Source organism: Acinetobacter sp. G11 (assembly GCF_049808495.1).
Taxonomy (GTDB): Bacteria; Pseudomonadota; Gammaproteobacteria; order Pseudomonadales; family Moraxellaceae; genus Acinetobacter; species Acinetobacter kookii.
The window spans coordinates 1-25,363 of the sequence record NZ_JBNCAT010000036.1 but is presented as its reverse complement, the minus strand read 5'-3'; the positions used below and the strand labels follow the sequence as shown (position 1 = coordinate 25,363).

At 44.3% G+C, this 25,363-nt stretch carries 25 protein-coding genes; 13 read left to right on the top strand and 12 right to left on the bottom strand.

What is annotated here, in order from left to right; all coding sequences use genetic code 11:
• Positions 1-145: 145 nt before the first annotated feature.
• Positions 146-796, bottom strand: coding sequence for an orotate phosphoribosyltransferase (gene pyrE, locus ACPUEY_RS12105; protein ID WP_131274200.1), 651 nt, complete (start codon positions 794-796; stop codon positions 146-148).
• 40 nt (positions 797-836) lie between these two features.
• Here pyrE and ACPUEY_RS12100 point away from each other — a divergent pair, with 40 nt between their 5' ends.
• The gene (locus ACPUEY_RS12100; protein WP_425122230.1) at positions 837-1,655 is read left to right on the top strand and encodes an exodeoxyribonuclease III; all 819 of its coding nucleotides are present in this window, start codon (positions 837-839) and stop codon (positions 1,653-1,655) included.
• Positions 1,656-2,139: 484 nt separating this feature from the next.
• A complete protein-coding gene (locus tag ACPUEY_RS12095) occupies positions 2,140-2,487 on the top strand; it encodes a Spx/MgsR family RNA polymerase-binding regulatory protein (RefSeq protein WP_425122229.1) in 348 nt (115 codons plus the stop codon).
• Positions 2,488-2,559: 72 nt separating this feature from the next.
• Here ACPUEY_RS12095 and ACPUEY_RS12090 read toward each other — a convergent pair whose 3' ends face one another.
• Positions 2,560-2,997, bottom strand: coding sequence for a DUF2147 domain-containing protein (locus ACPUEY_RS12090; RefSeq protein ID WP_092820698.1), 438 nt, complete (start codon positions 2,995-2,997; stop codon positions 2,560-2,562).
• Between the two features lie 154 nt (positions 2,998-3,151).
• On the opposite strand from ACPUEY_RS12090, the gene ACPUEY_RS12085 reads away from it, so the two are divergent.
• A complete protein-coding gene (locus ACPUEY_RS12085) occupies positions 3,152-4,063 on the top strand; it encodes an alpha/beta hydrolase (protein ID WP_425122228.1) in 912 nt (303 codons plus the stop codon).
• Between the two features lie 83 nt (positions 4,064-4,146).
• On the opposite strand, the gene ACPUEY_RS12080 is transcribed toward ACPUEY_RS12085, so the two are convergent.
• Complete coding sequence (locus ACPUEY_RS12080; RefSeq protein ID WP_425122227.1) at positions 4,147-4,713, bottom strand: FMN-dependent NADH-azoreductase; 567 nt, start codon at positions 4,711-4,713, stop codon at positions 4,147-4,149.
• Between the two features lie 259 nt (positions 4,714-4,972).
• Here ACPUEY_RS12080 and ACPUEY_RS12075 point away from each other — a divergent pair, with 259 nt between their 5' ends.
• The gene (locus ACPUEY_RS12075; RefSeq protein WP_425122226.1) at positions 4,973-6,172 is read left to right on the top strand and encodes a GGDEF domain-containing protein; all 1,200 of its coding nucleotides are present in this window, start codon (positions 4,973-4,975) and stop codon (positions 6,170-6,172) included.
• Here ACPUEY_RS12075 and ACPUEY_RS12070 read toward each other — a convergent pair.
• The 5 genes from ACPUEY_RS12070 to ACPUEY_RS12050 form a co-directional block, all read right to left on the bottom strand.
• A complete protein-coding gene (locus ACPUEY_RS12070; protein WP_425122225.1) occupies positions 6,169-6,849 on the bottom strand; it encodes a glutathione S-transferase family protein in 681 nt (226 codons plus the stop codon). The genes ACPUEY_RS12075 and ACPUEY_RS12070 overlap by 4 nt on opposite strands.
• Before the next feature lie 4 nt (positions 6,850-6,853).
• The gene (gene dsbD / locus ACPUEY_RS12065) at positions 6,854-8,692 is read right to left on the bottom strand and encodes a protein-disulfide reductase DsbD (RefSeq protein WP_425122224.1); all 1,839 of its coding nucleotides are present in this window, start codon (positions 8,690-8,692) and stop codon (positions 6,854-6,856) included.
• A gap of 17 nt (positions 8,693-8,709) precedes the next feature.
• On the bottom strand, positions 8,710-9,480 hold the full coding sequence (locus tag ACPUEY_RS12060) for a transporter (RefSeq protein WP_092820671.1): 771 nt from the start codon (positions 9,478-9,480) through the stop codon (positions 8,710-8,712).
• A gap of 15 nt (positions 9,481-9,495) precedes the next feature.
• Positions 9,496-10,038: an ankyrin repeat domain-containing protein gene (locus ACPUEY_RS12055; RefSeq protein ID WP_425122223.1), complete on the bottom strand. Its 543-nt coding sequence runs from the start codon at positions 10,036-10,038 to the stop codon at positions 9,496-9,498.
• Positions 10,039-10,216: 178 nt separating this feature from the next.
• Complete coding sequence (locus ACPUEY_RS12050) at positions 10,217-10,594, bottom strand: HPF/RaiA family ribosome-associated protein (protein ID WP_425122222.1); 378 nt, start codon at positions 10,592-10,594, stop codon at positions 10,217-10,219.
• 493 nt (positions 10,595-11,087) lie between these two features.
• Here ACPUEY_RS12050 and ACPUEY_RS12045 point away from each other — a divergent pair, with 493 nt between their 5' ends.
• The 3 genes from ACPUEY_RS12045 (at position 11,088) to ACPUEY_RS12035 (ending at position 13,276) form a co-directional block, all read left to right on the top strand.
• Positions 11,088-11,837: an outer membrane protein OmpK gene (locus tag ACPUEY_RS12045; protein ID WP_092820665.1), complete on the top strand. Its 750-nt coding sequence runs from the start codon at positions 11,088-11,090 to the stop codon at positions 11,835-11,837.
• A 112-nt stretch (positions 11,838-11,949) separates the two neighbouring features.
• Positions 11,950-12,453: an N-acetyltransferase family protein gene (locus ACPUEY_RS12040; RefSeq protein WP_425122221.1), complete on the top strand. Its 504-nt coding sequence runs from the start codon at positions 11,950-11,952 to the stop codon at positions 12,451-12,453.
• A 121-nt stretch (positions 12,454-12,574) separates the two neighbouring features.
• Positions 12,575-13,276, top strand: a complete 702-nt coding sequence (locus tag ACPUEY_RS12035) for a phospholipase D family protein (RefSeq protein ID WP_425122220.1) — start codon at positions 12,575-12,577, stop codon at positions 13,274-13,276.
• Between the two features lie 58 nt (positions 13,277-13,334).
• Here ACPUEY_RS12035 and parE read toward each other — a convergent pair whose 3' ends face one another.
• The gene (gene parE, locus ACPUEY_RS12030; RefSeq protein ID WP_092820663.1) at positions 13,335-15,215 is read right to left on the bottom strand and encodes a DNA topoisomerase IV subunit B; all 1,881 of its coding nucleotides are present in this window, start codon (positions 15,213-15,215) and stop codon (positions 13,335-13,337) included.
• Positions 15,216-15,229: 14 nt separating this feature from the next.
• On the bottom strand, positions 15,230-15,814 hold the full coding sequence (locus tag ACPUEY_RS12025) for a YqiA/YcfP family alpha/beta fold hydrolase (RefSeq protein WP_092820661.1): 585 nt from the start codon (positions 15,812-15,814) through the stop codon (positions 15,230-15,232).
• A gap of 247 nt (positions 15,815-16,061) precedes the next feature.
• On the opposite strand from ACPUEY_RS12025, the gene ACPUEY_RS12020 reads away from it, so the two are divergent.
• Positions 16,062-17,393 (top strand): hypothetical protein, encoded by a 1,332-nt coding sequence (locus ACPUEY_RS12020; RefSeq protein ID WP_425122219.1) that lies wholly within the window; start codon positions 16,062-16,064, stop codon positions 17,391-17,393.
• Positions 17,394-17,441: 48 nt separating this feature from the next.
• Here ACPUEY_RS12020 and ACPUEY_RS12015 read toward each other — a convergent pair whose 3' ends face one another.
• Together ACPUEY_RS12015 and gshA are read right to left on the bottom strand one after the other, a co-directional pair.
• The gene (locus tag ACPUEY_RS12015) at positions 17,442-17,966 is read right to left on the bottom strand and encodes a disulfide bond formation protein B (protein ID WP_092820657.1); all 525 of its coding nucleotides are present in this window, start codon (positions 17,964-17,966) and stop codon (positions 17,442-17,444) included.
• An 18-nt stretch (positions 17,967-17,984) separates the two neighbouring features.
• On the bottom strand, positions 17,985-19,562 hold the full coding sequence (gshA, locus tag ACPUEY_RS12010; protein WP_425122218.1) for a glutamate--cysteine ligase: 1,578 nt from the start codon (positions 19,560-19,562) through the stop codon (positions 17,985-17,987).
• 226 nt (positions 19,563-19,788) lie between these two features.
• Here gshA and ACPUEY_RS12005 point away from each other — a divergent pair, with 226 nt between their 5' ends.
• The 5 genes from ACPUEY_RS12005 (at position 19,789) to ACPUEY_RS11985 (ending at position 25,186) form a co-directional block, all read left to right on the top strand.
• Positions 19,789-20,328, top strand: a complete 540-nt coding sequence (locus ACPUEY_RS12005; protein ID WP_425122217.1) for a DUF924 family protein — start codon at positions 19,789-19,791, stop codon at positions 20,326-20,328.
• A 50-nt stretch (positions 20,329-20,378) separates the two neighbouring features.
• Positions 20,379-20,933 carry a CC0125/CC1285 family lipoprotein gene (locus ACPUEY_RS12000; protein WP_092820651.1) on the top strand — a complete coding sequence of 185 codons (555 nt, stop codon included), beginning with the start codon at positions 20,379-20,381 and terminating at the stop codon, positions 20,931-20,933.
• A gap of 30 nt (positions 20,934-20,963) precedes the next feature.
• The gene (locus ACPUEY_RS11995; RefSeq protein WP_425122216.1) at positions 20,964-22,271 is read left to right on the top strand and encodes a DUF445 domain-containing protein; all 1,308 of its coding nucleotides are present in this window, start codon (positions 20,964-20,966) and stop codon (positions 22,269-22,271) included.
• 349 nt (positions 22,272-22,620) lie between these two features.
• A complete protein-coding gene (gene argS, locus ACPUEY_RS11990) occupies positions 22,621-24,411 on the top strand; it encodes an arginine--tRNA ligase (RefSeq protein ID WP_425122231.1) in 1,791 nt (596 codons plus the stop codon).
• 163 nt (positions 24,412-24,574) lie between these two features.
• Positions 24,575-25,186 carry an SPOR domain-containing protein gene (locus ACPUEY_RS11985; RefSeq protein ID WP_261183271.1) on the top strand — a complete coding sequence of 204 codons (612 nt, stop codon included), beginning with the start codon at positions 24,575-24,577 and terminating at the stop codon, positions 25,184-25,186.
• Positions 25,187-25,363: the final 177 nt, after the last annotated feature.

Genomic DNA, 25,363 nt, shown 5'->3' with positions numbered 1-25,363 from the left:
ATTTATTTGAAAGAAAAACTTTAAAAGCTTTATTCTCACCCGATAAAATCCCCATCAAACAAGAGGAAGCTCATGTGAGCTTCCTCTTGTAAAAATTGTGGGACAGCAGTGGCACAGGGCTTCCTTTTTTTTAAGCATCGCCCCATCAGATGCCGTATTTCACCCGATACGCTTCCATTTTTGCTAACGCCTCTTTCTCGCCTTTAGCATCCAGAAAATCCATTAAATCTTTCATCGTAATCAAGGCATGAACAGGAATTTCCAGTTCTTTTTGAACTTCCTGAATGGCAGACAATTCGCCCTGTCCTTTTTCCTGACGATCCAGCGCCACCAATACACCGGCAATTTGCGCGCCGGCATTTTTAAGAATGGTCACTACTTCACGAATAGCAGTACCTGCAGTAATCACGTCATCAATAATCCAGACTTTTTTACCTTCTACTGAAGCCCCTACCAGTACCCCGCCTTCACCGTGGTCTTTGGCTTCTTTACGGTTAAAGCCCCACGGTACACTTACGCCATGATTTTGTGACAACGCTACAGCCGTTGCAGCAACAAATGGAATACCTTTATAGGCAGGGCCAAAAATCACATCCACATTCTCACATGCCGTTAATTTGTCTGCATAGCCTGAAGCCAATAGCGTTAACGCTTCACCATCATTGAGCAAACCGGCATTAAAAAAATAAGGACTCACACGACCCGATTTTAAAGTAAACTCACCAAATTTAAGCACACCACGTGATAATGCAAGTTCGATAAAAGCTTGAGGGTTAAAAGTCGCTTGCGACGTCATGAGGTGCTCCAAAATTCATAAATAGAGGTAAGACTTGCGCATGATACCAAAGAGTAGCTATCCAAGTGATCAAAAAATTCTAAGAGTGGTTTCAATTAACGTAAATGGCTTGCGTTCATCCGTGACCAAAGGCTTGCTGGAATGGATGGAACAGTCGGAAGCCGATGTCATTTGTATGCAGGAAAGTCGGATCACCCATGCGCAGTGGACTGAAAAATTTAGACCTGAAGGCTGGTACACGCACCTGTTCCCGGCAGAACGTGCAGGCTATGCCGGTACCGCCATTTATAGCCGCCTGCCTTTTGTCTCCGTAAAAGATGGTTTAGGCTTTGAACTGGCAGATGCTCAAGGGCGCTTTATTTCTGCAGAATTTGATCTCGGTTTGGACAAGCCTGTATACATCTGTTCGCTGTATTTGCCTTCGGGTTCATCCGGTGAAGAAGCCCAAGCCCGTAAAGACCATTTTTTGGATCAATACCAAGACATTCTCAAACAATGGCGGGATGAAGATAAATCGATCATTGTCTGCGGCGATTACAACATTGTGCATAAACGCATTGACATTAAAAACTGGTCGGGCAACCAGAAATCTTCAGGCTGCCTGCCGCATGAACGCGCCTGGCTCGACCATATTTATGATGACCTGGGTTATGTCGATACCTTCCGTGAAGTGCGTAAAGAAGCCGAACTTTATTCCTGGTGGTCCAATCGCGGACAGGCACGTGCCAAAAACGTCGGGTGGCGCATTGATTACCATGCCTGCTCACCGGACTGGAAAGCCCGTACCGTCAATGCCTGGGTCTATAAAGAGACCTGGTTTAGCGACCATGCACCCGTGATAATTGATTATAAAATATAACTGATCATGTACTATTGAGTGGACAACTGTTCACTCAATACCAGCGCATGGATTACAAAAGATGTCGAATTTGTTGCTTTTTATATACATCTTTTAAGTGCATTATTGTCGCACGGCACAGGGATAAGTCAGGATGACTGAAAAAGGATAGGACGCCGTAGGATGAAACAGAATAAACCACTTCGGTAGCTTATTTTGCAAGGATGTGACAATGGACGTTGAAATGAGACCCGCATGATCAGGATGATTAAATGCGGGTTTTCTCTTTTCGTCATCTTTATTTTTTCTTTTCTATTTCCATACTTTTTCTATTTTCCATATTTAGAATAATCATATGCTTCTTCTTTATGGCTTTATCATTACAGATCTCAATGTCAGTTTGATGACAGCTGAATTTTTTAATTTTAATCCTGTTCATTCACGCTAGAGCTTCGGGATAATTTTCGCTACGCTATCGCATAAGAGAAAATGGAATAATTCACTTATGCTTAAAATTTACGGCATCAAAAACTGCAATTCAATGAAAAAAGCTTTTGACCTGCTCAATGAACTCGGTCTTGCCTATGAATTTCATGATTACAAGAAGCAAGGCATTGCGGCTGAAACGGTAAAAACATGGCTGGATGCCAAAGGTCAGGAGGTTATCGTCAATAAAAAAGGTACCACCTGGCGCAAACTGAGCGAAACGGAACAACAATTGGCTTTAAGCAGTGAAGAAAATCTGATTGAAGCGCTCACCAGCCATAACAGCTTAATCAAACGTCCAGTGCTTGAAACTGCTTCAGGATATATCGTGGGCTTTGATGAAGATGCATATCGGGCATTAAAGTAAGCCGGCTTCCCAATATTAAAAAAACCTGACAAGGTCAGGCTTTTTTTGTTTAATCCATTTGGCTCAGCACACTTAGTTTGCGCGAATCCAGGTCTGGTTACGACCTAAAACGGATACGCCAATAAAACCGCGTAATTCCAAGGTTTTACCGCCATTTGCCAGTTCACCTTTTAGTTTATAGGTTTTACCTGAAGAAGGATCAAGAATGGTACCCTCTTCATAACTTGTACCACCGACATTTTTAAGACCGTGAACAATCTTTAAACCTTTTAAAGATTTATTGTGATAAGGACCTTCACATTTTTTACATGCCTGTTCTTCGCCCGGCGTCAAAACTTTTTGAATACTCGCAGACAATGTGCCATTTTTTTGTTCAGTAAATTTTACGATTGCTTTGGGTTGTTTTGTTTTATCGTCAATCGTTTTCCAAACTGTTCCATTTAAAGGATCAGCAGCATTCGCCAAAGCTGTTAATCCGAGCAATCCTAATGCAAGAGCAATTTTTTTCATTTTTTTTCGTTTCCTAGTCTAGTGTAGACGGCCTTAGTATTAAAAAGTCACAACATATTTGCAATTTTTCCGTGTGACCGTTTAGTGTAATCTTGTAACTTGAATTGGTAAATATCCAGTTATCCCCCAAAAGACATAACAAGATGGAAAAAACATGAAGATAAGTCCGTTATGGAAACAATTAATTACAGAAAGTTTTTTAAAAGCCACCATCCGTCTGCTAAGCCAGTTTAACTTAGCGCCAAGTTCAGCACGTTTTGCCCTTGAACAAATGTGCCGTCTATTTCCGCAGAATAAAAATGTCAGTATTCGCCCCATCCGTCTTGCCGGTTTACGTGCTGAAGAAATCAAACCTTACAATGACGTTACCCAGCTTATTTTACATATTCACGGCGGTGCATTCTTTTTAGGGTCTTTAAATACCCATCGGGCATTTGTATCTGACATGGTGGCACGCACCCAGATGCAAGCTCTGCATGTAGATTATCCTCTAGCCCCTGAACAGCCTTTTCCTGAAGCCCTGGATGCACTGTTTGATATTTACAATACTTTGTTGGTTCAGGGCATACAGGCCAAGGATATCATTTTGTCCGGTGACTCCTGCGGTGCCAACCTGGCTTTGGCCTTGGCCCTTAAAATTCGTGATGAAGAGCTTCCTCAGGTCAGCGGCCTGATGCTGTTGTCACCCTTTTTAGATTTAACCCTCACCAGTGAATCCTTACGCTATAACCAGAAACATGATGCCTTATTGTCCATTGAAACCTTAGAAACCGGGATTGATTATTACGTCCCGAAATCGATGGATAAATCACATCCCTCTATTTCTCCCTTATTTGCAGATTTAGCCGGATTACCCCCGACGCTGGTGCAGGTAGGATCCAAAGAAATTCTGCTGGATGATGCACAGCGTTTTAAAGAAAAAGCCGAACAGGCCAATGTACAAGTTACCTTTAAACTCTACACCGGCATGTGGCACAATTTTCAGATGTTCTATGCCTGGTTTGATGAAGCCAAGCAGGCCCTGGCCGACCTGGCCGAGTTTGCCCATGCACTGGATCAAAGCTAAATTTAATCAGCAATTCAACATTCTCCATAAAAAAGGTCAGCCGAAGCTGACCAAAGAGGAATCATGGTTGGGTTAATTGCAAATTACAGGCTTTTTACTTGAGCCAAAGCGCTGGCAATTGCCTGATCTTTTAACTCTGCGCCCATATTGACGCCTTCAGCACGAATAATTTCAACATCATTCACACCAGTAAAGTTAAATACTGTTTTCAAAAAGCCTTCCTGGAAATCTGCCGGGCTATTTTCACCATACACGCCGCCACGACTGCTGGCGATATAGGCTTTTTTCTCGCCGGCCAAACCGACAGGACCATTTTCAGTATATTTGAAGGTTTTACCCGCCACACTGATACGGTCAATCCAGGCTTTTAGCGTAGAAGGCAAACCAAAGTTATACATTGCCGCACCCACCACGACCACGTCAGCATCTAGATATTGCTGAATAATTTTTTCGCCTAAGGCTGCCTGTTCAGCATCTTGCCCCATCAAAATTTCAGCGGTTAAATGTGGAATGGGCTGTTTCACCAGATCTAGATATTCTACGCTTGCATCTGCATGTTTGGCTTGCAGTTGAGTGACAATGGCCTGACTCAATTGGCGTGAAACAGAATTCTCACCTAAAATACTGGAATCGATATGTAAAACTTTCATGCCTGTTACCTTCATCTCTATTTATTCAATGTAAGCATTTTACTCGGTCCATAAAAATAGAATAATAGGTTTACATACAACACAACGTTCCATATTTAATACAATAATAATTCAGATCAAAATACTTTTTAGACCTAAAAGTACAAAAAATAGGCACAACTATGGCTGAAAAAACGTGCTATGTTGTGATTTATTAAAAATAAATCTACTCAATTCACATTAATTTATGATTTAAAGACCTAGGGATTATATCTATCGAATGAAGCCAATCTTTTCACCGAAACACATCATCTCGTTCAAAGAAAAAATTGCGAAATACCTGTTAGAAGACGGGGGCGTAATGAACTGGAGTGTCCTGAACAAATGCATTCTGATGCTGATTTTAGGAAGTTCGGTGCATCTGATCTGGATTATCTGGAAAGTATTGGTACTTTTATCGCCTGAAGTCTGGCCTTGGGTAAATTTACCCTTGCTCAGACTGCAGCTGAAAACGAATATTCTGATGTTGACCATCTTTATTGGGCTGATTTACGCATGTTCGATCTGGCGTAAAAAAGCCTGGGTAAAACAATACCTCCCCTATATATCTGTAGGTGCTTTAGTTATTTCACTCTGTCGTGATGGTTATGTGGTCGGCGTGCTCAGTCCTGCCACCATGATCACTTATATGTGTCTGCTCACTGTAGGCTTAGTGCTGTTTAAGCGTAAAATCGTTTATTGCGCGCTCATCCCCGCCACATTATTTTTATTGGTTTGCGGATATTTAAGTCTGCAAGGTCAAATCAGTTATGGTCCGTTGTTTCATCTAGATACTCTGCCCTACCAAAATATGTTTTGGGTGCTTTCGATGATGTATTTCATCGTGCCGATTTTAATTACCTTCCTGATTTTATTTGAAATTTTACTGAGCCAATGGCGCCACCGGGAAAAACTGATTCAGCATTTAAGTCAGGTTGACCCCTTAACCAATGCACTTAACCGGCGCAGCATCAATTACGTTCTGGAAAAACTGGAACGCAAGCCAAGTATATCTTATGCGCTGGTGTTAATTGACCTCGATCATTTCAAGCGCATTAATGACCAATACGGGCATGATAAAGGCGATGAAACCCTGATTCAGGTCAGTCAAGTCCTGTCACAGATTATTCGGGATAGTGATGTGGTCGGTCGCTTTGGCGGAGAAGAATTTATTCTGATTTTGAATCATTCTTCTCTGCAACAGGCACAAATTATTGCCGAGCGTTGTCGTCAGGCCATTCAACACCTTCATTTATGCAGTGATTCAGGAGAAATCATTCCGGTCACCGCAAGTTTTGGCATCGCACTATCCAGCCACTCCCTGAATTCGCAACAATTGCTCAGCCAGGCAGACAAGGCGCTGTATGCAGCCAAAGCCAGCGGACGCAATCAGGTCAAGTGCTATCAGGAAGAGTTTTTTACTGAACCCAAGCCTTGCTAAAGCGGCTGCTGTTGATACGATTCTAAATAATTCACCCAGGCTTGTTCTTGCAACGCGCCTTCCATCCACAGTTGCATGGCCGGATGTTGCAGCATGGTGTGCATATATTGCCGTGTAGACTCGTTCACCGGTAGGGCATAGGTCATAAGCCGCGTCACGACCGGGGCATAAAATGCATCGGCAATTGAAAAGTCACCACATAAAAAACCGTTCACCTCTGGACGTTCTGACCAGATCTGCTCGATACGTGCCACATCTTGCCTAAGCTCGGCATTCTCCTGCCATAAACGCTTCCCCACATCGGCTAAATGGGCACGAATATTCATGCCACAGACATTGCGCAAACCGGAAAATCCGCTGTGCATTTCCGCTGCAATACAACGTGCTCTTGCCCGCTGCCTGACATCTTGCGGCCATAAATGCTGATCGGGATGGCGTTCTGCCAGATATTCACAAATCGCCAGTGAATCCCACAGCATCAGGTCATGATCAATCAATACCGGCACTTTACCATTGGAGTTAATGGCCAATACCTCCTGCTTGAATGTGCCCGTGTTCCGTTCGAACGGAAACGGTATCATGACTTCCTGAAAAGGCAACTGAAAAGCCTGCAACACCAGCCACGGGCGCATTGACCAGCTGGAATAATTTTTATTGGCAATATAGAGCTGATACATCAGATTATGGTCCCATATGCTGTTGAAACAGCTCGAGCTGTTTCAGTAATTCAGTCTCGCTAAAAGCACCGGTCAGGCGTAAACCCCGAATTTCCCGCTGCTTTGCATCCAGGAATAAATAGGTGGGCGGTCCTAAAATATCCCACTGATTCAACAAGGCTTGATGCGTTGCATCATAGTTACTCAAATCCAGTTTAATCAGAAAATATGGCGCAAGGGCTTGTTGGACTTGAGCCGATTTTAACACTCGATGTTCAATCGGCTGACAGGCCACACACCAGTCTGCATAGACATCAATAATAATTGGCTGACTGGAGGGCACACTGCTGAGTAACTGCTGAAATTCATCCGCTGTTTTCGCCACATGCCAGGTGGCCTGGGTGCTGCTCTGCCCGATAAAAAACCGCTGGCTGTGTTGATATTGAGTATAAGCCAGATAAGGCATCACCACGAGCAAAACCAGTATATATAAGGCCCGAAGCGGACTTTGTTGCCTGATGCGAAAAAAGATATACGCAATAAAAGCAATGCCTAAACCTAAGCCCGCCCATTGCAGCCAGGCCTCGGAAATAAGCGGACGAATAAAATACAGGGCCAAGGCCAACATGATAAAGGCAAACAGCACCTTAATCTGGTGCATCCACAGCCCGACTTTAGGCAGCACCCTGGACCCCAGGACACTGGCCAGTAGCAAGGGCGTTCCCATTCCAAAACCCAAGGTGAACAGCAAGATAGCCCCCTGCCACTGACTTTGGCTCTGGGAGATAAATAACAGTGCACCGGCCAGTGGCGCGGTCATGCAGGGTCCAACCAGCAGTGCCGAGATCATCCCCATGACACTTGCTCCAATCAGGCTGCCGCCTTTTTGTAGCGATTGGGCCTGATCCAGGCGGTTGAGCCAGCCTTGCGGTAATTTAATTTCGAATAAACCGAATAAATTCAGGGCAAATAAAACAAATAACCCACTAAAAGCAATCAGGGTGGAAGGCTGCTGTAACCAGCGCTGAAAGTTCAAACCGGCAGATGAAGCAATTAAACCCAAAACTGCATAGACCATGGCCATGCTGCAAACAAACACCAGCGCAATCATCCAGGCTTTCAGCCCTTTACTGTCACGGACAATCAGCGAGGTTAAAATGGGCAGCATCGGTAATGAACATGGCGTAAAAGCCAGCAAGATGCCTAAACCGAAAAACAGCAATAAGCCATACACCAAAGAGCTTTCAGCCAGTGTTTCCGACCACATCTGATCCTTTGCAGTATCTTGTGTGACAGGCCTTACTGTCGGTTGGAGGTTATTCTGTCCAGCACTCAACGTATTTTGACCAGTGACAGAACTGTTTGACGATGCAGAAAGATCCAGCAGACGCTTGCTTGCTCTGGCCTGATTTTGCAGCAGCACCAAACCGTCAATATCGGTCTGGAACTCAATGGTCTGCGGTGGATAGCAAATCCGGTCCTGGGCACAGCCCTGCCACGTTACCTGATAGGTTTTGGAGGCTTTGGTGGGAACCTTAAATTGGACCTGGTGAAAATAGACCTGGGTATGACCATAATTTTCATCATGCAAATCGGTCGCTGGCGGCAAATTTAAAGCCAGCTTTTGCGTCCCTTGCCGGACTTCAAATTTATGCTGATATAAATAATAGCGATCCGGAATTGTCCAGCTCAGCTGAGCTTCATGTGTGCTGCTGGATTCAACACTCCAAGAAAAAGCATCCTCGGCTGCAAGCAATTGCTCCTGCGCCTGCAGGGTCATGGAGCACAATAAAATCACACTACCGATCAATCCGCATATAGCGAACCGAAACCACCAGCCAAGCTCTTGAAGATGCTTTTTCATATCAGTTTATTTTTGAATTAAAACAGGAAAGAAACGCCCAAACCTGATTGATAATTTTTATCTCGACCATTTAAGTCTACCCCAATACTGGCATCCATTTGCATACGCTCATTCAGCGCATAAACCAGTCCGGAACCCAGTGCATATTCATAGTGTTGACTTTCGGCTTTGCGATAGACCAGTTCAGAAAAGCCGGACAATTTATCGGTAATCTTATATTCAATGTTCGGTATTGCAGTCACCGCCCAATTGCTGTTTTGCGCTTCATAACGCATGGTCATAGAAGTACGAATTAAATCACTATACTCATAAGCGACAGCCGAAGTCAGACTGTAAATATCATCCTGATTGCTAAAACCCTCATTGCCGGTTGCAAGAATCGCTTCGGCTAAAATGGCCATAGACAGCTTTTCATCATCCAGATTAATGGCTTTTTTTACCCCAATGCTGACATCACCCAGACCGTCTTCTTCAAAAGACTGACCAGCGGTTCTGGTTTTTGACCAGGATGGACCTTGCCAGCCCAACTGCAATTCAAGGTCTTGCGCTAAACCGGTACGCAACAACATGTCGGCATTTAAAGTGGTATTTTTCACTTTGATTCCGTTTTCATCGCTGCTTTCTGAATAGCTGAGGCTGGGTAAGCCTTGTTCCCATGCCAGCTGACCGACTGGAGTAATCCCTGTGCCTATTCCCGCACCTGGACGGTCAAAAGAAAAATCCGCAGCCATCGCATTGATACTGAAACCCGCCGCAAAAATGAACCCTACTGTTTTTACTACTGACATGAGTTGTCTCACTAATTATGTTAATTCTTTAGTCATTTTGGCCCCACGACTACGGAGCAATTCTAAAGTTTGCTTTTCTTCGGCCAAGGCTTCTGACCAGTTGATTTCATCAAAATCACAGTCAAAGAATAAATCACTAATCGAAGATAATATGGTCTGGCCATCTTCATCTTTGGTGTTGGGGTCTACTTTTTCATCTAACAGACGTTTTACGGCAGGTACGCAGGCAGAGCTGGCAGCATCCCATAATGGACCATACAGTTCTTCGGCATCCCATAAATGTAAATTGACTTTGGCTTGAATAAGCGCCTCTAAAATTTCAAGATGAACTGCCAGATTCTGCTGTTTTTCTTGTTCAGATAAAGGTGAACCGGCTTCATAAGCTTCGCAAATATGCTCCCACCATTTGAACAAACCATCGGACCAGACAGAGATGGCCGGCCCTTTTTCCAGATCAATAAAATTCGGATCGAGACCTTCTGCCAAAAGACGTTGCACCTGGGCAAGATCCAGTTCTTCTATTGCCTGTACAAAGACTTGTTGCTGCGCTGTTAACATGGAGAAAATACTCTTCAATCATTTTTTGACTATTATGCCGAATAAACTGTCATTTGTTTTAGCTAAATCTATACCGATTATATTTTTTAATGCCTTTTGACTTGTGCAGAAATAGCAGATTAAAAAGCCCATAAAAAAAGCTCCGAAGAGCTTTTTTATTACCTAAGCAAAATTGCGTTTAATGATTTGCATCATCCACATCACTGGCTTCAGCAGTTTCAGCAAGTACTGGCACAGCAGCGCGCGGGTTATCTATTTTCTCAAATAAATGTTCCAAACTGCGTTTTAAGCGGTCAATGGCGCCATGAATGGCAGTATCGATATTATGACCATGATGATTCACCACCACCGGTTTCAAGCCTGCCGGACGTGCTTCGATCATGCAGTGAATATCATCTGCACCACCTTTGGCGCCATTTTCATCGCTGAAATGAACCGAGAAATGGGTAATACGTTCGCTATAGCGTTGGAATTCAGCATTCAGTTCTGCACGAACATAAGTAATTAAACGATCACTATTTTGGATGTTTTTATCGGTACGGATTTCAATGTTCATATAATTTCATCCTCTTTATTCATCAAATCTTTTTTGTGCAAAACTTCTTATCTTGGCACGTTTCACCTTGCTGTTAACAACAGCGCTGAGCATCTTCAAATCAGTCTGGAACGAATTCCTCCACATTGAACGATGAACACTTTTGAGTCTGCAGATTCGTGTCCTTATGCTTTGAATATAAGGGTCTAGGTGAAGCTTATGCAAGTAGTATTTTGATATTTTTTTAAATACCCTATAAAGAATAGGTGATTTGACTTTTCCGATAAAATAGTTTGATAAATATCACATTATTTATTTGAAGATAAAATTCTCTCCTGCAACCATTTTACTTTTTTTATCAACATGTATTTTTGGGTATCAAAGCTGTGTCGTCATTTTGATGATAAGTGATCTGAGCAAAATAGACGATTTTTTTAACCATTGATCAATTTTGGCTTTATTTTTACTTAAGAATCTGTATCCTTTGTGTGCTTCTCGGGGGAGATATTTTTTAATGAAACTTACACAAATTTTTGCTACATGCGCATTGGCTTCAACTGCTGCATTCACTCAAGCTTCACCTGTAGTATGGCAAGACTTCAGCTTGACTGGTCTTTATGGTGAAAACTATGAAGTAGGTACTGAAGACCGTACAACTGTTACTGCAGAATATGCAGCTAAACTTAAATATTCTGATGTATTCTTCTTCGTTGACCATCAATTGGATGGCAATGATGAACAAAATACATATTTCGAGTTAGCGCCACGTTTAAGCTTAGGCGAAGTATCTGGAAAAGACCTTTCTTTTGGTCCAATTAAAGATGTCCTTATTGCGACAACTTGGGAACACAATGCAGGATACGATCAAAACCAAGAGTTTAATAACTTCCTGTACGGTATTGGTTTCGCTTTAGATATTCCATACACCCAGTATGCAAATGTGAACTTCTATAAAGTAGATAACGATTCGAAATCAGCTTTCACTAAAGATGATTATCAAATGACGATCACTTATGCCGTTCCGTTTAAACTAGGTTCTGAAGATTTCCTGGTAGATGCCTTCCTGGATTGGTCAACAGCTGAGAAAGGCGCTCAAGCAAGCGAGCTGAACTGGACCAGCCAATACAAATGGAATGTCGGCAAGCACATCTCCCCTAAAACCAAACTATACGTGGGTGTTGAACACTCGGTTTGGAACAACAAATTTGGTATTCAAGGCGTCGATCAAAATGACGTCAGCGCTTTGGTCAAATACCACTTCTAAGCACCTCGTTGTGAAGGTTGAAAAAGCAAGGCTTCGGTCTTGCTTTTTTTATTGCTGAAAATCAGGTTTATTTCTAAAATCCTGAGTCTATTGATTCGTTCGGCCTATGCTCATGGACTTTCTGATTCGTCCTGCTCAAACACAAGACCTGAAACACATTCTTAAAATTTATAATGCTGAAATTTTAAATGGCACTGCGACCTGGAATAGCACACCCAAGTCTATTGAGGATTTTCAGAGCTGGTTTAAAGACCTTGCTGAGCAGCAATTTCCACTATTTGTTGCTGAACATTCAGAGACTAAACACATCGCAGGCTATGCCGATTATTCATCTTTCCGTCAAATTACCGGGTTTAAACACACGGTTGAACATTCAGTCTTTATTCATCCGGACTTTAGCGGGCAAGGTCTGGGCAAGGCCTTAATGCTACAACTGATTGATCATGCACGGCAAAATCATATGCATGTCATGGTCGCTGCGATTGATCATGAAAATCGGGCATCAATTGTATTACATGAAAAATTAGGCTTTAAGCAGACGGGTTATATGCCAGAAGTTGGACAAAAATTTGGAAAATGGCGTGATCTGGTGTTAATGCAACGGATACTGGATTAAGTATTAAGTTATTCAATAATCTGAAATAATGCTTCTATTTTGTTTAGTTACCGCTAAACAAATGATATGTATGTGCTTTAATAATAAAAATAATTTGAATAACCTATTTTGGAGAAGTTGAATGGCTAAATTTTTGAATACCAGTGGAACAAATTTCTTCCTAGAAGAACTGATTAAAAATGCCAAAGAACGCTTAATTCTCATTAGTCCTTATCTGCGTCTTAATGACCGTATTAAAGAACTACTAGAAGACAAAGATCGTCTTAAAATTGATATTCGTATTGTATATGGCAAAAGTGACTTACATCCCGATGAAATCAAATGGATGCAAAAACTCGATTATGTACGCCTCAGTTTTTGTAAAAATCTCCACGCAAAATGCTATCTAAATGAATCCGAATGTATTATTTCCAGCTTAAATTTATACGAATTTAGCCAGGTCAATAATAATGAAATGGGCATTTTAATTCGTAAGTATGAAGATGGGGATGTTTTCAAAGAAGCCTATGAAGAAGCACAACGCATTATTCGGATCAGTGATGAAGTACGTATTACTTTAGACGAGGTTAAAACTGAACAGCCTTCTGAAAATAAGGAAGAAGCAAATACTGATAATTTTTCAAAACTTACTACTTCAAAACTTGCAGCTAAGCATAAAATTAAAACAGCAGATTTGTTAGAAAAACTGGTTGAAAAAGGCTTGCTCACATTGAATGATAGTGGCAAACACTATTTGACTGATCAAGGAAAATCGTTAGGAGGTGAATTTAGATCAAGCCAATACGGTGGTTATTTTCTTTGGGCAGAAAATATAGAACTTTAATAGAAGCCCGCCCTTGCGGGCTTCTTCATAGATAGATGTGTATGCATTCAAATAAAAACTAAACTGCTAAATCCGCCAGATTACCTTTCTGTTCTAACCAGTGTTTACGGTCTGACGAGCGTTTTTTCGCCAAGAGTTTATCCAGTAGACCTGCGGTAAAATGCGCATCGTCCAGATCAAGCTGCACCAGACGACGGGTATTTGGGTCCATGGTGGTTTCGCGTAACTGGCTGGCATTCATTTCACCCAGACCTTTGAATCGGGTGATTTGCGGATTTTTGCTTTTGCATTTTTTCAAAATGCTTTCCAGCTCTTCTTCATCCAGTGCATAGTGCACATCTTTAGCATCATCGATACGGAATAAGGGCGGCATGGCCACAAACAGATGCCCTTCTTCGACCATGGCCGGGAAGTGTTTTACAAATAGGGCACAGAGCAGGGTCGCAATATGCAAACCATCCGAATCGGCATCGGCCAGAATACAGATTTTACCGTAACGAAGTTCTGACAGGTCATCACTGCCCGGATCAACCCCAATGGCAATGGCAATGTCATGTACTTCCTGAGAACCCAGGACTTCATCTGAAGACACTTCCCAGGTATTCAAAATTTTCCCGCGAATGGGCATGATCGCCTGGAAATTCTTGTCACGTGCCTGCTTGGCAGAACCGCCTGCAGAATCCCCTTCCACAATAAACAGTTCCGATTCTTCCAGAGTATGTCCGACACAGTCGGCCAGTTTACCCGGCAATGCAGGCCCGGAAACAATCTTCTTGCGTTCAACTTTTTTCGCCGCTTTTAAACGGCGACCCGCCTTGGCAATTGCCAATTCAGCCAGCTGCATGGCAATGTCTGAGTTTTGATTCAGCCACAGTGCAAAGGCATCTTTGGCGATATTCAGTACAATACTGGATGCTTCACGGCTCGATAGACGTTCTTTGGTTTGACCAGAAAATTGTGGTTCCTGAAATTTTAACGACAGAATGTAGTTCACTCCATCCCAGACATCTTCGGCAGACAGTTTCAGATTGCGCGGCAACAGATTGCGCAGTTCACAGAACTCGCGCATGGCATCGGTAACCCCTGAACGCAAACCGTTGACATGGGTACCGCCTTGCGCGGTTGGAATCAGGTTGACATAGCTTTCCTGAATCTGTTCGCCGCCTTCGGCATTCCAGCAAATCGCAAATTCGGCACTGGCACGTTCGGCCTCACCACTGGCCACAAAAGCGGGACTTGGAATGATTTCCCGGTCTTCCAGCTCATCCATTAAATAGTCAACCAGACCATTTTCAAACTGCCAGCTGATCTTTTCATCATTGATCTGGTCAACATAATTGATTTCCAAACCTGCCGCTAAAACGGCCTTGGCTTTTAAATTATGTTTTAACGCTTTTAAAGCAAACTTAGGCGAATCAAAATATTTGGCTTCCGGCCAGAAATGCACCGTAGTCCCTGTCGCGCGTTTCGGGGCTTTACCTTGCAGCACCTCAAGCGGAGCAACCGGCTCGCCGTGTTCAAAGGCCATTTGATACAGGTTGCCCTGACGCTGTACTTCAACTTCCACGCGAGTCGACAGCGCGTTCACCACTGAAATGCCCACGCCATGCAAACCGCCGGAAAACTGGTAGTTATCGGTACTGAATTTACCGCCGGCATGCAGCTTGGTCAGAATGATTTCAATCCCGCTCTGGCCATATTCCGGATGGATATCCACCGGCATCCCCCGGCCATTATCTTCTACCGACAGGGAACCGTCTTTATACACCGTGACGGTAATTTTGTTGGCATGCCCTGCAAGTGCCTCATCCACAGCATTATCAATGACTTCCTGCGCCAAATGGTTTGGACGAGTGGTATCGGTATACATACCCGGACGACGACGTACCGGATCTAAACCAGATAAAACTTCAAGTGATTGAGCCGTATATTGAGACACGTTGTACTGCTTCCTTAATTTATACAATCCGATAAAAACTGTAATGCCATCGGTATTTTGTCTGCGAAATTTTCCATCGCATGGTTGCCATTTGCTTCGGTAATCAGCATGGACTGATGCGAAGCATTGCTATAATAGCGCTGTGCTTCACGATAATCCAAAACTTCGTCACCTTGTTGTAATAACACTAAAATTTTGTCCGCATCTTGCACAAATGGCACGGCCATCTGCTCAAGCTGATCAAGATGGGTATGATCCAGGGTCCATTTTTCACTGACCACATAGGGGATCTGCTCGACACCAAACAGGTCTCGAAACAGTTGCCATGGTCGCATAGCGGGATTAATTAAAACAGCCGGCACGCCATACTTTGCGACCAGCTGTGTCGCATAAAAGCCACCCAGACTGCTCCCCACCAGCACCACCCGGTCCAGACTTTCAATCATGGCAGCCACATGCGCGATTGTCTGCGCTGGAGGCATGTTGAGATCTGGCAGATGCACCTGAAGATTGCCCTGCTGCTGACAGTAGTCTTTAATTTGCTGGCCTTTTATGGATAAAGCACTGCTTTGAAATCCATGTAAATAAATGATGTTCATGGTTTTTATTGCATCATTGTCAAATTTAAACTAGATTTATTTTATGCCTAAGTCTTAGCTGCCTATCTGTTTTAATGTAGATATAACAAGGATTGTCAGACAAAAAAATTAATACTGAAGCTCAATCATCGTTATTGTAAAAACTGTTCCAGATGAACGATATAAAATGAAAAGCTAAGAGTTTATACCGTGATCCCAAAAAAAAATAAAGGGTATGGGAAACATGGTCACAAAAAGGACAGGTCAAATGCCGAGTTTAACCCCATTACATGAAACCTATTGTAGATGGGACCGTACACCGCCCAGTCAAGCTGATGTATTGGAAGGTCTCGCACAATTGGTGACAACCCGTCTAAACGACGTCATGCAGGAGCTGATCCAGGCGATTCAACGCGAAATTTTAATTAGCATGTTTGGCATGAGTGAGCAACGCTCGAAAAAATTGCAAAAAATTCCTTATATCGACAAACTCTACCAGCTGTCCTTCGACACCCTGCTCAACTACGGCAACTATTTATTGGCACCAGGCCTACGTCAAATTATTGAAAAATACCCAAAATTACATGACAAGCCGCTCACGCCTAACCTGCATTTTCTGGTCGGGGTGCTCAACGGGGTGCTGGGTGATTACTTATTAAAATACCAGAACCCGATGGCACTGCCGATGGTGCTGTATGACCATTACGGCGGGCTGCAAAAGGGCGATTTATCCGGTCGCGTGGTCATTTTTGTACATGGCTTGTGCATGAATCATCTGGGCTGGAGCAACACGCAATACGGCGGTATTGGCGAGAAATTGCTGGCGCAACGTGGCAATAACACCATGCTGTACCTGAATTACAATAGCGGACGGCGTATCTCGGCCAATGGCCGTAGTCTTTCCCATACGCTGGAAGACTTGATTCGTCGCAATCCGCGCATTACCAGTATTGATTTAATTGGCCACAGCATGGGCGGTCTGGTCTCGCGCAGCGCCCTGTTTTACGGCAAACAGAACATGTATCAATGGATACATCTGACCGAAAACCTGGTCTGCCTGGGTTCTCCGCATCATGGTGCAGTCTTGGAACGTTTTGGTTTTATCCTGCAAGACAAACTGGGACATTTCCCCTTTGTGAAAATTATCCGGCATATTGTCAATATCCGCAGCAATGGCATTCTGGATTTACGCTATGGCAGTGTGCGTGATGATGACTGGGAGCATAATCATGCCCGGATTGGCGGCATGGATGACAACCGTAAACCGGCTCCCCTACCGAAACATATCAATACCTATCTGGTTGCAGGCACCATTGAATATGAAAATAAAAAGAACCGAACCTTAAAGGTGCTGGGGGACTATCTGGTCAGTGTAGAAAGTGCTTTTGGTGAACATCCAAATCCGCGTTTTCAACTGAAAGTGCCGGAATCACATAAAGCGATCTTTTATGGCTTAAGTCATTTTGAAATTCACTATCATTCCAGTGTGGCGGAACAGATTGCGAAATGGTTCTACCCGCCGAAAAATGAACAGGTCAAAGAAGAAGTGCATGAATACCGCATGCAGCTGGAAGATTTATCAGGTATTGCACTGACTTAAGTCAACAATAAAAAAGCCAACGTTCGGTTGGCTTTTTTATACACAGCTTTATTTTTTCTTGGCTGTTTTATTGTTCACCCCTGGATAGTGACGCAACAGTTGCCACAGGCTGATCAAGGCCAGTACGGCAAAGAAAGCCAAGGACCATACCGGAAGAGATTGTCCCAAAAAGGTCCAGTCGACCTTGGCACATTCACCCGAACCTTTCAGCACCTGTTCAAATACCGACTTTAACGGCAAGGTGTCGAGCCAATAATCCAAACCTGGACCACAGCTCGGCACCTGATCGGGTGGCAAATTTTGCAGCCAGACATGACGTGCTGCTATCCCTGCAGACCAGAGGATACTAAGCGTGCCCAACAAAGCATAAAAACGCTTAAACGCATTTGAAATGGGATTATGCAGGAAAGCGATCAGGGAAATGATCCCCAGACCAATTAGCCCTATACGCTGAAAAACGCAGAGTGGACAAGGCTCAAGCCCTTGCCCATGCTCCAAATACAACGCAAATGCCATCCCCGCGACACTGGCTAAAAATAAAAAACCACTCACGAAGCGATAACTCCATTGCATGGCAAATCCTCTTAATTTTTATCGATAATCGGCAAGATATTGCTCAAAACTGATGCTCGTATCTTGTTCCAGTTGCTGTTGCTGTTGCAATGACTGCTCCGCCAGCCCCTCAAAATAAGCCAGAGTATCCGGGCTTAATGAGTGCTGTTCATAAGTCGTTGCATGTTGCAGTGCCATCACACTCCCAAAACCCCACGTCCCGCCATGTTCCAGAGTATCGGCAATCACTTGTGCTGACAGGGTTTCATCCACCTCATCAATGCGGTTGAGCATGACCGCCAAGGCTGCTGAATACATCCGGGTGTTATAGGCGGCATCCAGTAAATCAGCCCAAGGCTGCATTTTGATGACCTGCGTACGTGCCCAGTCCTCAATCGGATGTTTTCCAGCCGCATCCACAATAGTGGCATTCGGTGCACGGCCACGATTGACCACTTCGGCCTGATTGCGCTCAATCTGTTCCTGTTCCGGATCGAGCAAATCGGGGCTGTCCTGTACCAGGCAATGCAACGCCAAGACTTCCAGAAATGCTGCCGTATTTTCATCAATTCCGATTGGACTGTACGGATTGACGTCGACTGCGCGCAGTTCAACATAACCCACCCCGCGATTTTTCAGCGCCTGGGATGGGGTTTCTCCCGCTTGAGGCACCTGCTTCGGACGAACCAGGCTGTAGTATTCATTTTCAATTTGCAGCACATGATCATTGATTTGAATCGGTTCACCCTGTTCATCATTTAGCCCTAAACGGCTAAAAGGCGCGTAAGGCGTTTTCACGGCTTTCTGCAAACCGTCCAGATAACCCGACAGATTGTTGTAGTGAATGCCCAATTGCTTCTGTGCAGAATTCTGATAGCCAAAATTGCCCATACGCAGTGCTGTTGCATAAGGCAAGAACAGGGTGCCTTTTAATAAAGGCAACAGATGATGGTCACGCCCGGTCATGAAACACTGACAAACCGAAGGGCTGGCTCCGATCAGGAACATCACCAGGGGCGTTAAACGAATAAAGTTACGGATCAAGCCAAAATAACGGTGACTGCGATAATCCTGCAAACTGAGGCTTTTTAGCGCTTCATCGCTTTCATGCTGTTGCAGTGCTTCAAACACTTGATCCGGAAAAGACAAATTATAATGCACCCCGGAAATGGTCTGCATACGGCGACCATAACGCACGCCTAAACCACGACGATACAAGGTTTTGAAGCGTCCAATATTGGAGCTGCCATATTGGGCTAAACGAATGTTTTCTTCGTCATCGTCCAGCATGCAGGGCATCGACAAGGGCCAGAGTTTTTCTCCATTTTCCAAATGACGGTGCGCAACGGCATGAATATCGGCCAAATAATCGAGTGCTTTTTCAATGCTGTCTTGTGGAGGAGTAATAAACTCCATCAGGGCTTCGGAATAGTCCGTGGTGATATGCGGATGTGTTAAAGCCGAGCCAAGTGCCTGAGGATGTGATGCTTGGGATAGAAAGCCATTGCTTTGCATACGGAGGCTTTCACGTTCAATACCGCGCAACATGCCCTTAAACAGCGAAGAATCCACCCAAGTTGGTACCACAACTTGAGAGGTCGATTCGGGTTGACTCATTAACAATCTCGCTTATCGGAAGATAACTACTAAATAAAACTACTAAAATAAAATCATCAGTTTATATCAGTATAACGTGATTTTTGGCTGCTACATTACACCCTGTATAGTTTTCAAGCAAAACGTCAATTTTATTTCTGGCAAATTTTTATCACAAAGATACTCTATAAGACATCTGAATTTTGTGTTTGTATTGAATAATAAGTGCTAAGGAATTGTAAATATTATGAATTATCCAGATATTTTGGACTTCTGGTTTAGTCTGGAAACTCAGCCCTTGTGGTTTGCTAAAAGTAATGATTTTGATGCACTGATCAAGCAAAAATTTCAGGACATTCACCAAAAAGCGGCACGTTCTGAACTGTGGTCATGGCGTCAAACCGCTGAAGGCCGCCTGGCTGAAATTATTGTTCTGGATCAATTCTCGCGTAACCTGTTTCGGGACCAGGCTCAGGCCTTCGCCCAGGATGCCTTGGCCCTGGCACTGGCGCAAGAAGCCATTAGCCTGGATTTGGATAAACAATTAAGTCCGGAACAACGGTCGTTTTTATACATGCCCTTTATGCACAGTGAATCGAAACTGATTCACGAATTCGCGTTAAAATTATTTCAGCGCTTAAATAATCCCATGAATCTGGATTACGAAAAAATGCATAAGGTGATTATTGACCGTTTCGGACGCTATCCGCACCGCAATCACATCCTGGCACGTAGCTCAACTGTAGAAGAGCTCGAATTTTTAACCCAACCGAATAGTCGTTTCTAAGCATTTATTGTGTCTCCTCCCGCGCACAGTAAATCGTATGGAGGTTTAACATGAAGAACAGCATTCTAGGCTTGAGCATGGTGGTGGCATTGGCCCTGTCAGGCTGTGCAACCACGCCTTCAAAACCGCTGACTTTTGACCAGCTCGGGCAATTTAGCAATACCCCTCTGAATGCACAAAGCTATCGCATCAGTTTTCAGGCCCGTCCCAATATGAGTTTTGGCACTGCCGAAGAAATTACCTTGGTAAAAGCCGCCCAGACCACAGTACAAAACGGCTTCCGCTATTTTAAGGTGCTGAATGATCCGAGTAACCGCAACCAGCCTCCCCGTCAGGCCGTGGTTTATTCCAGCCCGATGTACTATCCCTATGGCTATTATCGCCGTTATCCCGGCTTCTGGCCTGACCCGTTTTATGACATGCCGCGTGTAGTGACTATTGACCCGGTACAGGTTTCCTATACCATTGAATGTTATAAAGATCAGAAAAAAGCACCCGACGATGCCTTTGATGCCTATTTGATTTTAAAATATTTAGGACAAAAATATGGCCTGGGTCCTAATGGCCAGGTGCTGCCCCCACCTGTACCGAAAACGGCAAAATAACAATAGTTTAGAAACCGACAGGAATCTTGCATGAGCACAGCGGAAGCGATCACTACACCGAGTTTGCAACGCAGTAAACGCTTTGCCACCATTGCCTTAATCAGTGCCATCGTTACCTGGCTGGTGCTGATGCTGGTGGCCAAGCTGATTCCTGAATATGCCTGGTTCATTCATATTTTGATGCTTTCTGCCGAAGCAGGTGTGGTCGGCGGACTGGCCGACTGGTATGCCATTACCGTATTGTTCCGCAATCCGTTTGGGAAAATGCCGATTCCCAAGTTCCTGCTCGATCATACTGAAATCATTCCGCGCAATAAGGCCCGGATTGCCGAATCCATGGGGCGTTTTGTCCAGGAAAACTTTTTATCTCCACAAGTGGTGGAAAGAAGCCTAAAAAGTACCGATCTGAGTCTGGCGATTGGACAATGGCTGGCAAAGCCGGAAAATAACACCCAGGTCACGCAAGTGATTCAGCAAACCGTACCCAAGATTTTTGAATTTGTCGGTCAGGAACAGATTGGAAATTTCATTCAAAACAACAGTGTGCAGTGGGTACGTAATACCCAGATCAACACGCTGGCCAGTGAAATGCTGCGCGCGGTGCTGGAAAATGATTTCCATCAGGATGTATTGCAACGCGGACTGGATTTGGCGCATGAATGGATGATCTCACATCCTGAACAAGCCCATGAAATGACTCGCCGGCTGTTCAAAGAATTAGGCGTGTGGAAACTGGCCAAAGGTGCCAGCTGGATTGGGATTGATGTACAGCAACGCACCATCGATTCACTGATTGAACGGGTGGAATCCATGCTGGCCGACCCGCAGCATCCGTGGCGGCAAAAAATTGAACAGATGGGCCTGCAGCTTATGCTGGAACTGGCAGATAGTGAAAGTGAGGCCAGTGAGTGTTTAAACCGCACCAAAAATGCCCTGCTGGATAGCCCGCAGGTACTGAATTTTATCAGTGGAGCCGTAGTGATCCTCTGTGATGCCATTAAAGCCGATTTACTCAAGGCAGATTCAGGCATTGCGCAAAACCTGCGTATTGCCATTCAACAGGTCGGGGAAAATATCATTTCCAATCCGGCTGTACGTCAATTGCTGAATGAGCGGATGAGTGGCCTTGCGGTTAATTTAAGTGATCAATACAGCGAAAAAGTGATCCGTTTTATCAGCGAACGCATTCATGAGTGGGATTCGCGCGAAATGATCGACAAAATTGAAAATGAAGTCGGTGGCGACTTGCACATGATCCGGGTCAATGGTGTGGTGGTCGGCGGTTTTATCGGTTTAGTGCTGGGGATTATTCGTGCCCTGATTGACTGGGCGCTTTAGCAGGGAGCAAGGCACCCCTCACAGACTCATCCTGAGCTGCATCTGACAGAAAACTAGCCGTGCTTTGCTCTGGTTCAGGCTGAGGACAGCATAGGCAGAACGACCGCTTTTGCAGTCCTTTTGCATAGTACCGGCAATAAAATCAGCACAATAGGAAAAGCAAAGCCCCGGGAATGATCCGTTTAGGCAAGCCTAAATCATGCTTTTTTACATCTTTGGCAGCATTTATCCGGCTTCAATTCTGCACTCGTTGGCGAACAAGATTCATTCAATACAAATGGGTTCACCTAAAGACTGTGAAATTTGCTATATTTGCTGTTTTTCTGCGACATTTATTTTTCGACTGATTATGAATACGGCAATCCAAGCAGCTCTCGATCATGCAGTGCAATCTCTTCAAGCTGAAGGTGTACTTCCATCCGACTGGAATAACAGCGGTCATTTAACGCGAACCAAAGACCGAAGCCACGGTGACTTCGCTTCGAATATTGCCATGATTGGTTCTAAAGCTGCAGGTATGAAGCCTCGCGATCTTGCAGAAAAAATTCTTGCAAGCCTTCCTGAAGTAGCAGACATCAGCAAAGCAGAAATTGCGGGTCCCGGCTTTATTAACTTCTTTTTAAATGCCGACCAGCGCTTTGCTGTTCTAGACCAGATTCAGGCGCAACAAGATCAGTTTGGCCGTACCCGGGCCAATGCCGAAAAACGTATTCAAGTCGAATTTGTTTCAGCAAACCCGACTTCCAGCCTGCACGTCGGGCATGGCCGTGGTGCGGCATACGGCATGACCGTTGCTAACCTGCTGGAAGCAACCGGTGCCAAAGTTGACCGTGAATATTATGTCAATGATGCTGGCCGTCAGATGGACATCCTGGCGACCTCTACCTACCTGCGTTATTTAGAGCTTAGGGGTCAAACCTTAGTCTTCCCTAAAAATGCTTACCAGGGCGACTACGTTAAAGAAATCGCGCAAAGTATTATCGACCAGGATGGCGATGCTTATGTCCGTCCCGTCGCTGATATCTACAAAGATGTGCCTGAAGATGTGCAATATGCTGAAGAACTGGATGCAGATGGCAATAAGGTTGTGCTTTCAGGCGATAAAGAAAAACACATTGATGGCCTGATTCATAACTCTCAAGCCTTGATTGGCGAAGGTTATCGCGTATTCCATCAAGCGGCGCTCAAAGCCATTCTGGATGACATTAAAGATGACTTGGGCGAATTTGGGGTCACCTTCAACCAATGGTTCAGTGAAGCATCTTTAACCGAAAAAATTGAAGAAGCACTACAAACCCTGGATCAACGTGGATTCTTATACGAACAAGATGGCAACATCTGGTTCAAGTCGACTGAATTTGGCGATGAAAAAGACCGCGTAGTGAAACGTCGTAATGGTCAAACCACTTACTTCGCCTCTGACATTGCTTACCACCTGAATAAATTACAACGTGGCTATACCGATATCGTGGATATCTGGGGTTCAGACCACCACGGTTATATCGCACGTGTTAAAGCAGCGATTGATGCCATGGGCTATGACTCGAAAAAATTGACCGTGCTTCTGGTCCAGTTTGTGAGTCTATGGCGTGGTGGCGAGATGGTGCAGATGTCATCCCGTTCAGGTCAGTTCGTGACCTTACGCGACCTGCGTAAAGAAGTCGGCAACGATGCAGCGCGTTTCTACTACGTGATGCGTAAGTCTGAACAGCACATTGACTTTGACTTGGACCTGGCTGTGTCGCAAAGCAAAGACAATGCCGTGTACTACATTCAATATGCACATGCCCGTATCTGCCGTATGCTAGAAAAAGCAGCGACCACAGGCGTGAACTTTGATGCTGCGAATGCACGTCAATTTGCGGCGAAACTTGCGCTGGATGCAGAAACAGAAATTCTGGCCAAACTTGCAGCCTACCCGGAAATCGTGGTTCGTGCAGCCAACAGTTATGAACCGCATCAAGTCGGTAACTATCTGAAAGAATTGGCAGCATTATTCCACGGTTGGTATAATGAGCATAAAGTACTCAATGATGATGCTGAACTTACACAAGCCCGTTTATTGCTTTCAGTAAACGTACAACAGGTTTTACGTAATGGTTTAGAATTATTAGGTGTATCTGCTCCTGAGGCGATGTAAGCAAAACCAGCTTTTGCATCACTGCAAGACTGAAAGTCATGTTGATGATGCAAGCTTAGCTGATGGTTTATAGACAACAGGGTAAACAAGGGATTATTTTTTTTAAAATAAGAACTTGTTTTTAAAAACATTTAATTCAAAAATAACACACGAGGAATCCCACGTGTTTGGAAAAACGCAGCGCGGTGTCTCTGAACGACCGAATAAGCCGAAAAAGCCATTAATTCCTGCATGGCTGGGAACGCTTGTCGTTATTTTAATTGTGTTGAGTTTTGCGGTAGCTTTGATGCTATGGAAACCGTGGGCACCGGTTAAACCGAAAAATCAGATCAGTTCTGAACATTATCAGGAAGATACCAACAAGGACTATCGTTTCTACGATTTATTGCCACAGCAGCAAGTAACGCCTATTCCAGATCAGGCAGTTCCTGAAACTAAAAATTCAGAAACTGTGGTGATTGTTGAAGCTCCAGAAACAGAAACCGCTCCTCCAGCTGAGACAGCCGAACCAGGTCTGGAAAGCGCTGAAGCGCCAGTTGCCCACCAGCCGAGTTATATTTTGCAGGTGCGTAGCTATCCCGATCCAGATAGTGCCGATGCACGCCGTGCCGAAATTATCCTGAATGGTCTGTCTGCCGACGTAGTGAAATCGGTTGAAGGCGGTCAAACCTGGTATCGGGTAATTTCTGGGCCTTATGATTCTCAGGAAGCTGCGATGATTGCACAGCAAACTTTGCAACGCAGTGGCATTGATTCCATTGTGGTAAAACGATAAACCCCAGATATAAAAAAACGCCTCTATTGAGGCGCTTTTTTATGGCTTAAATTCCCTCTCCTGCTAGGCATAGGTATCTACACATCTTTAGGTACCTAATGCAATGGTTGCGATTTCATTCAGTTCATCTATTGAATATTCTGAGAGCAGCTGAAGGGTGTTCAGTAAAATCGAAAG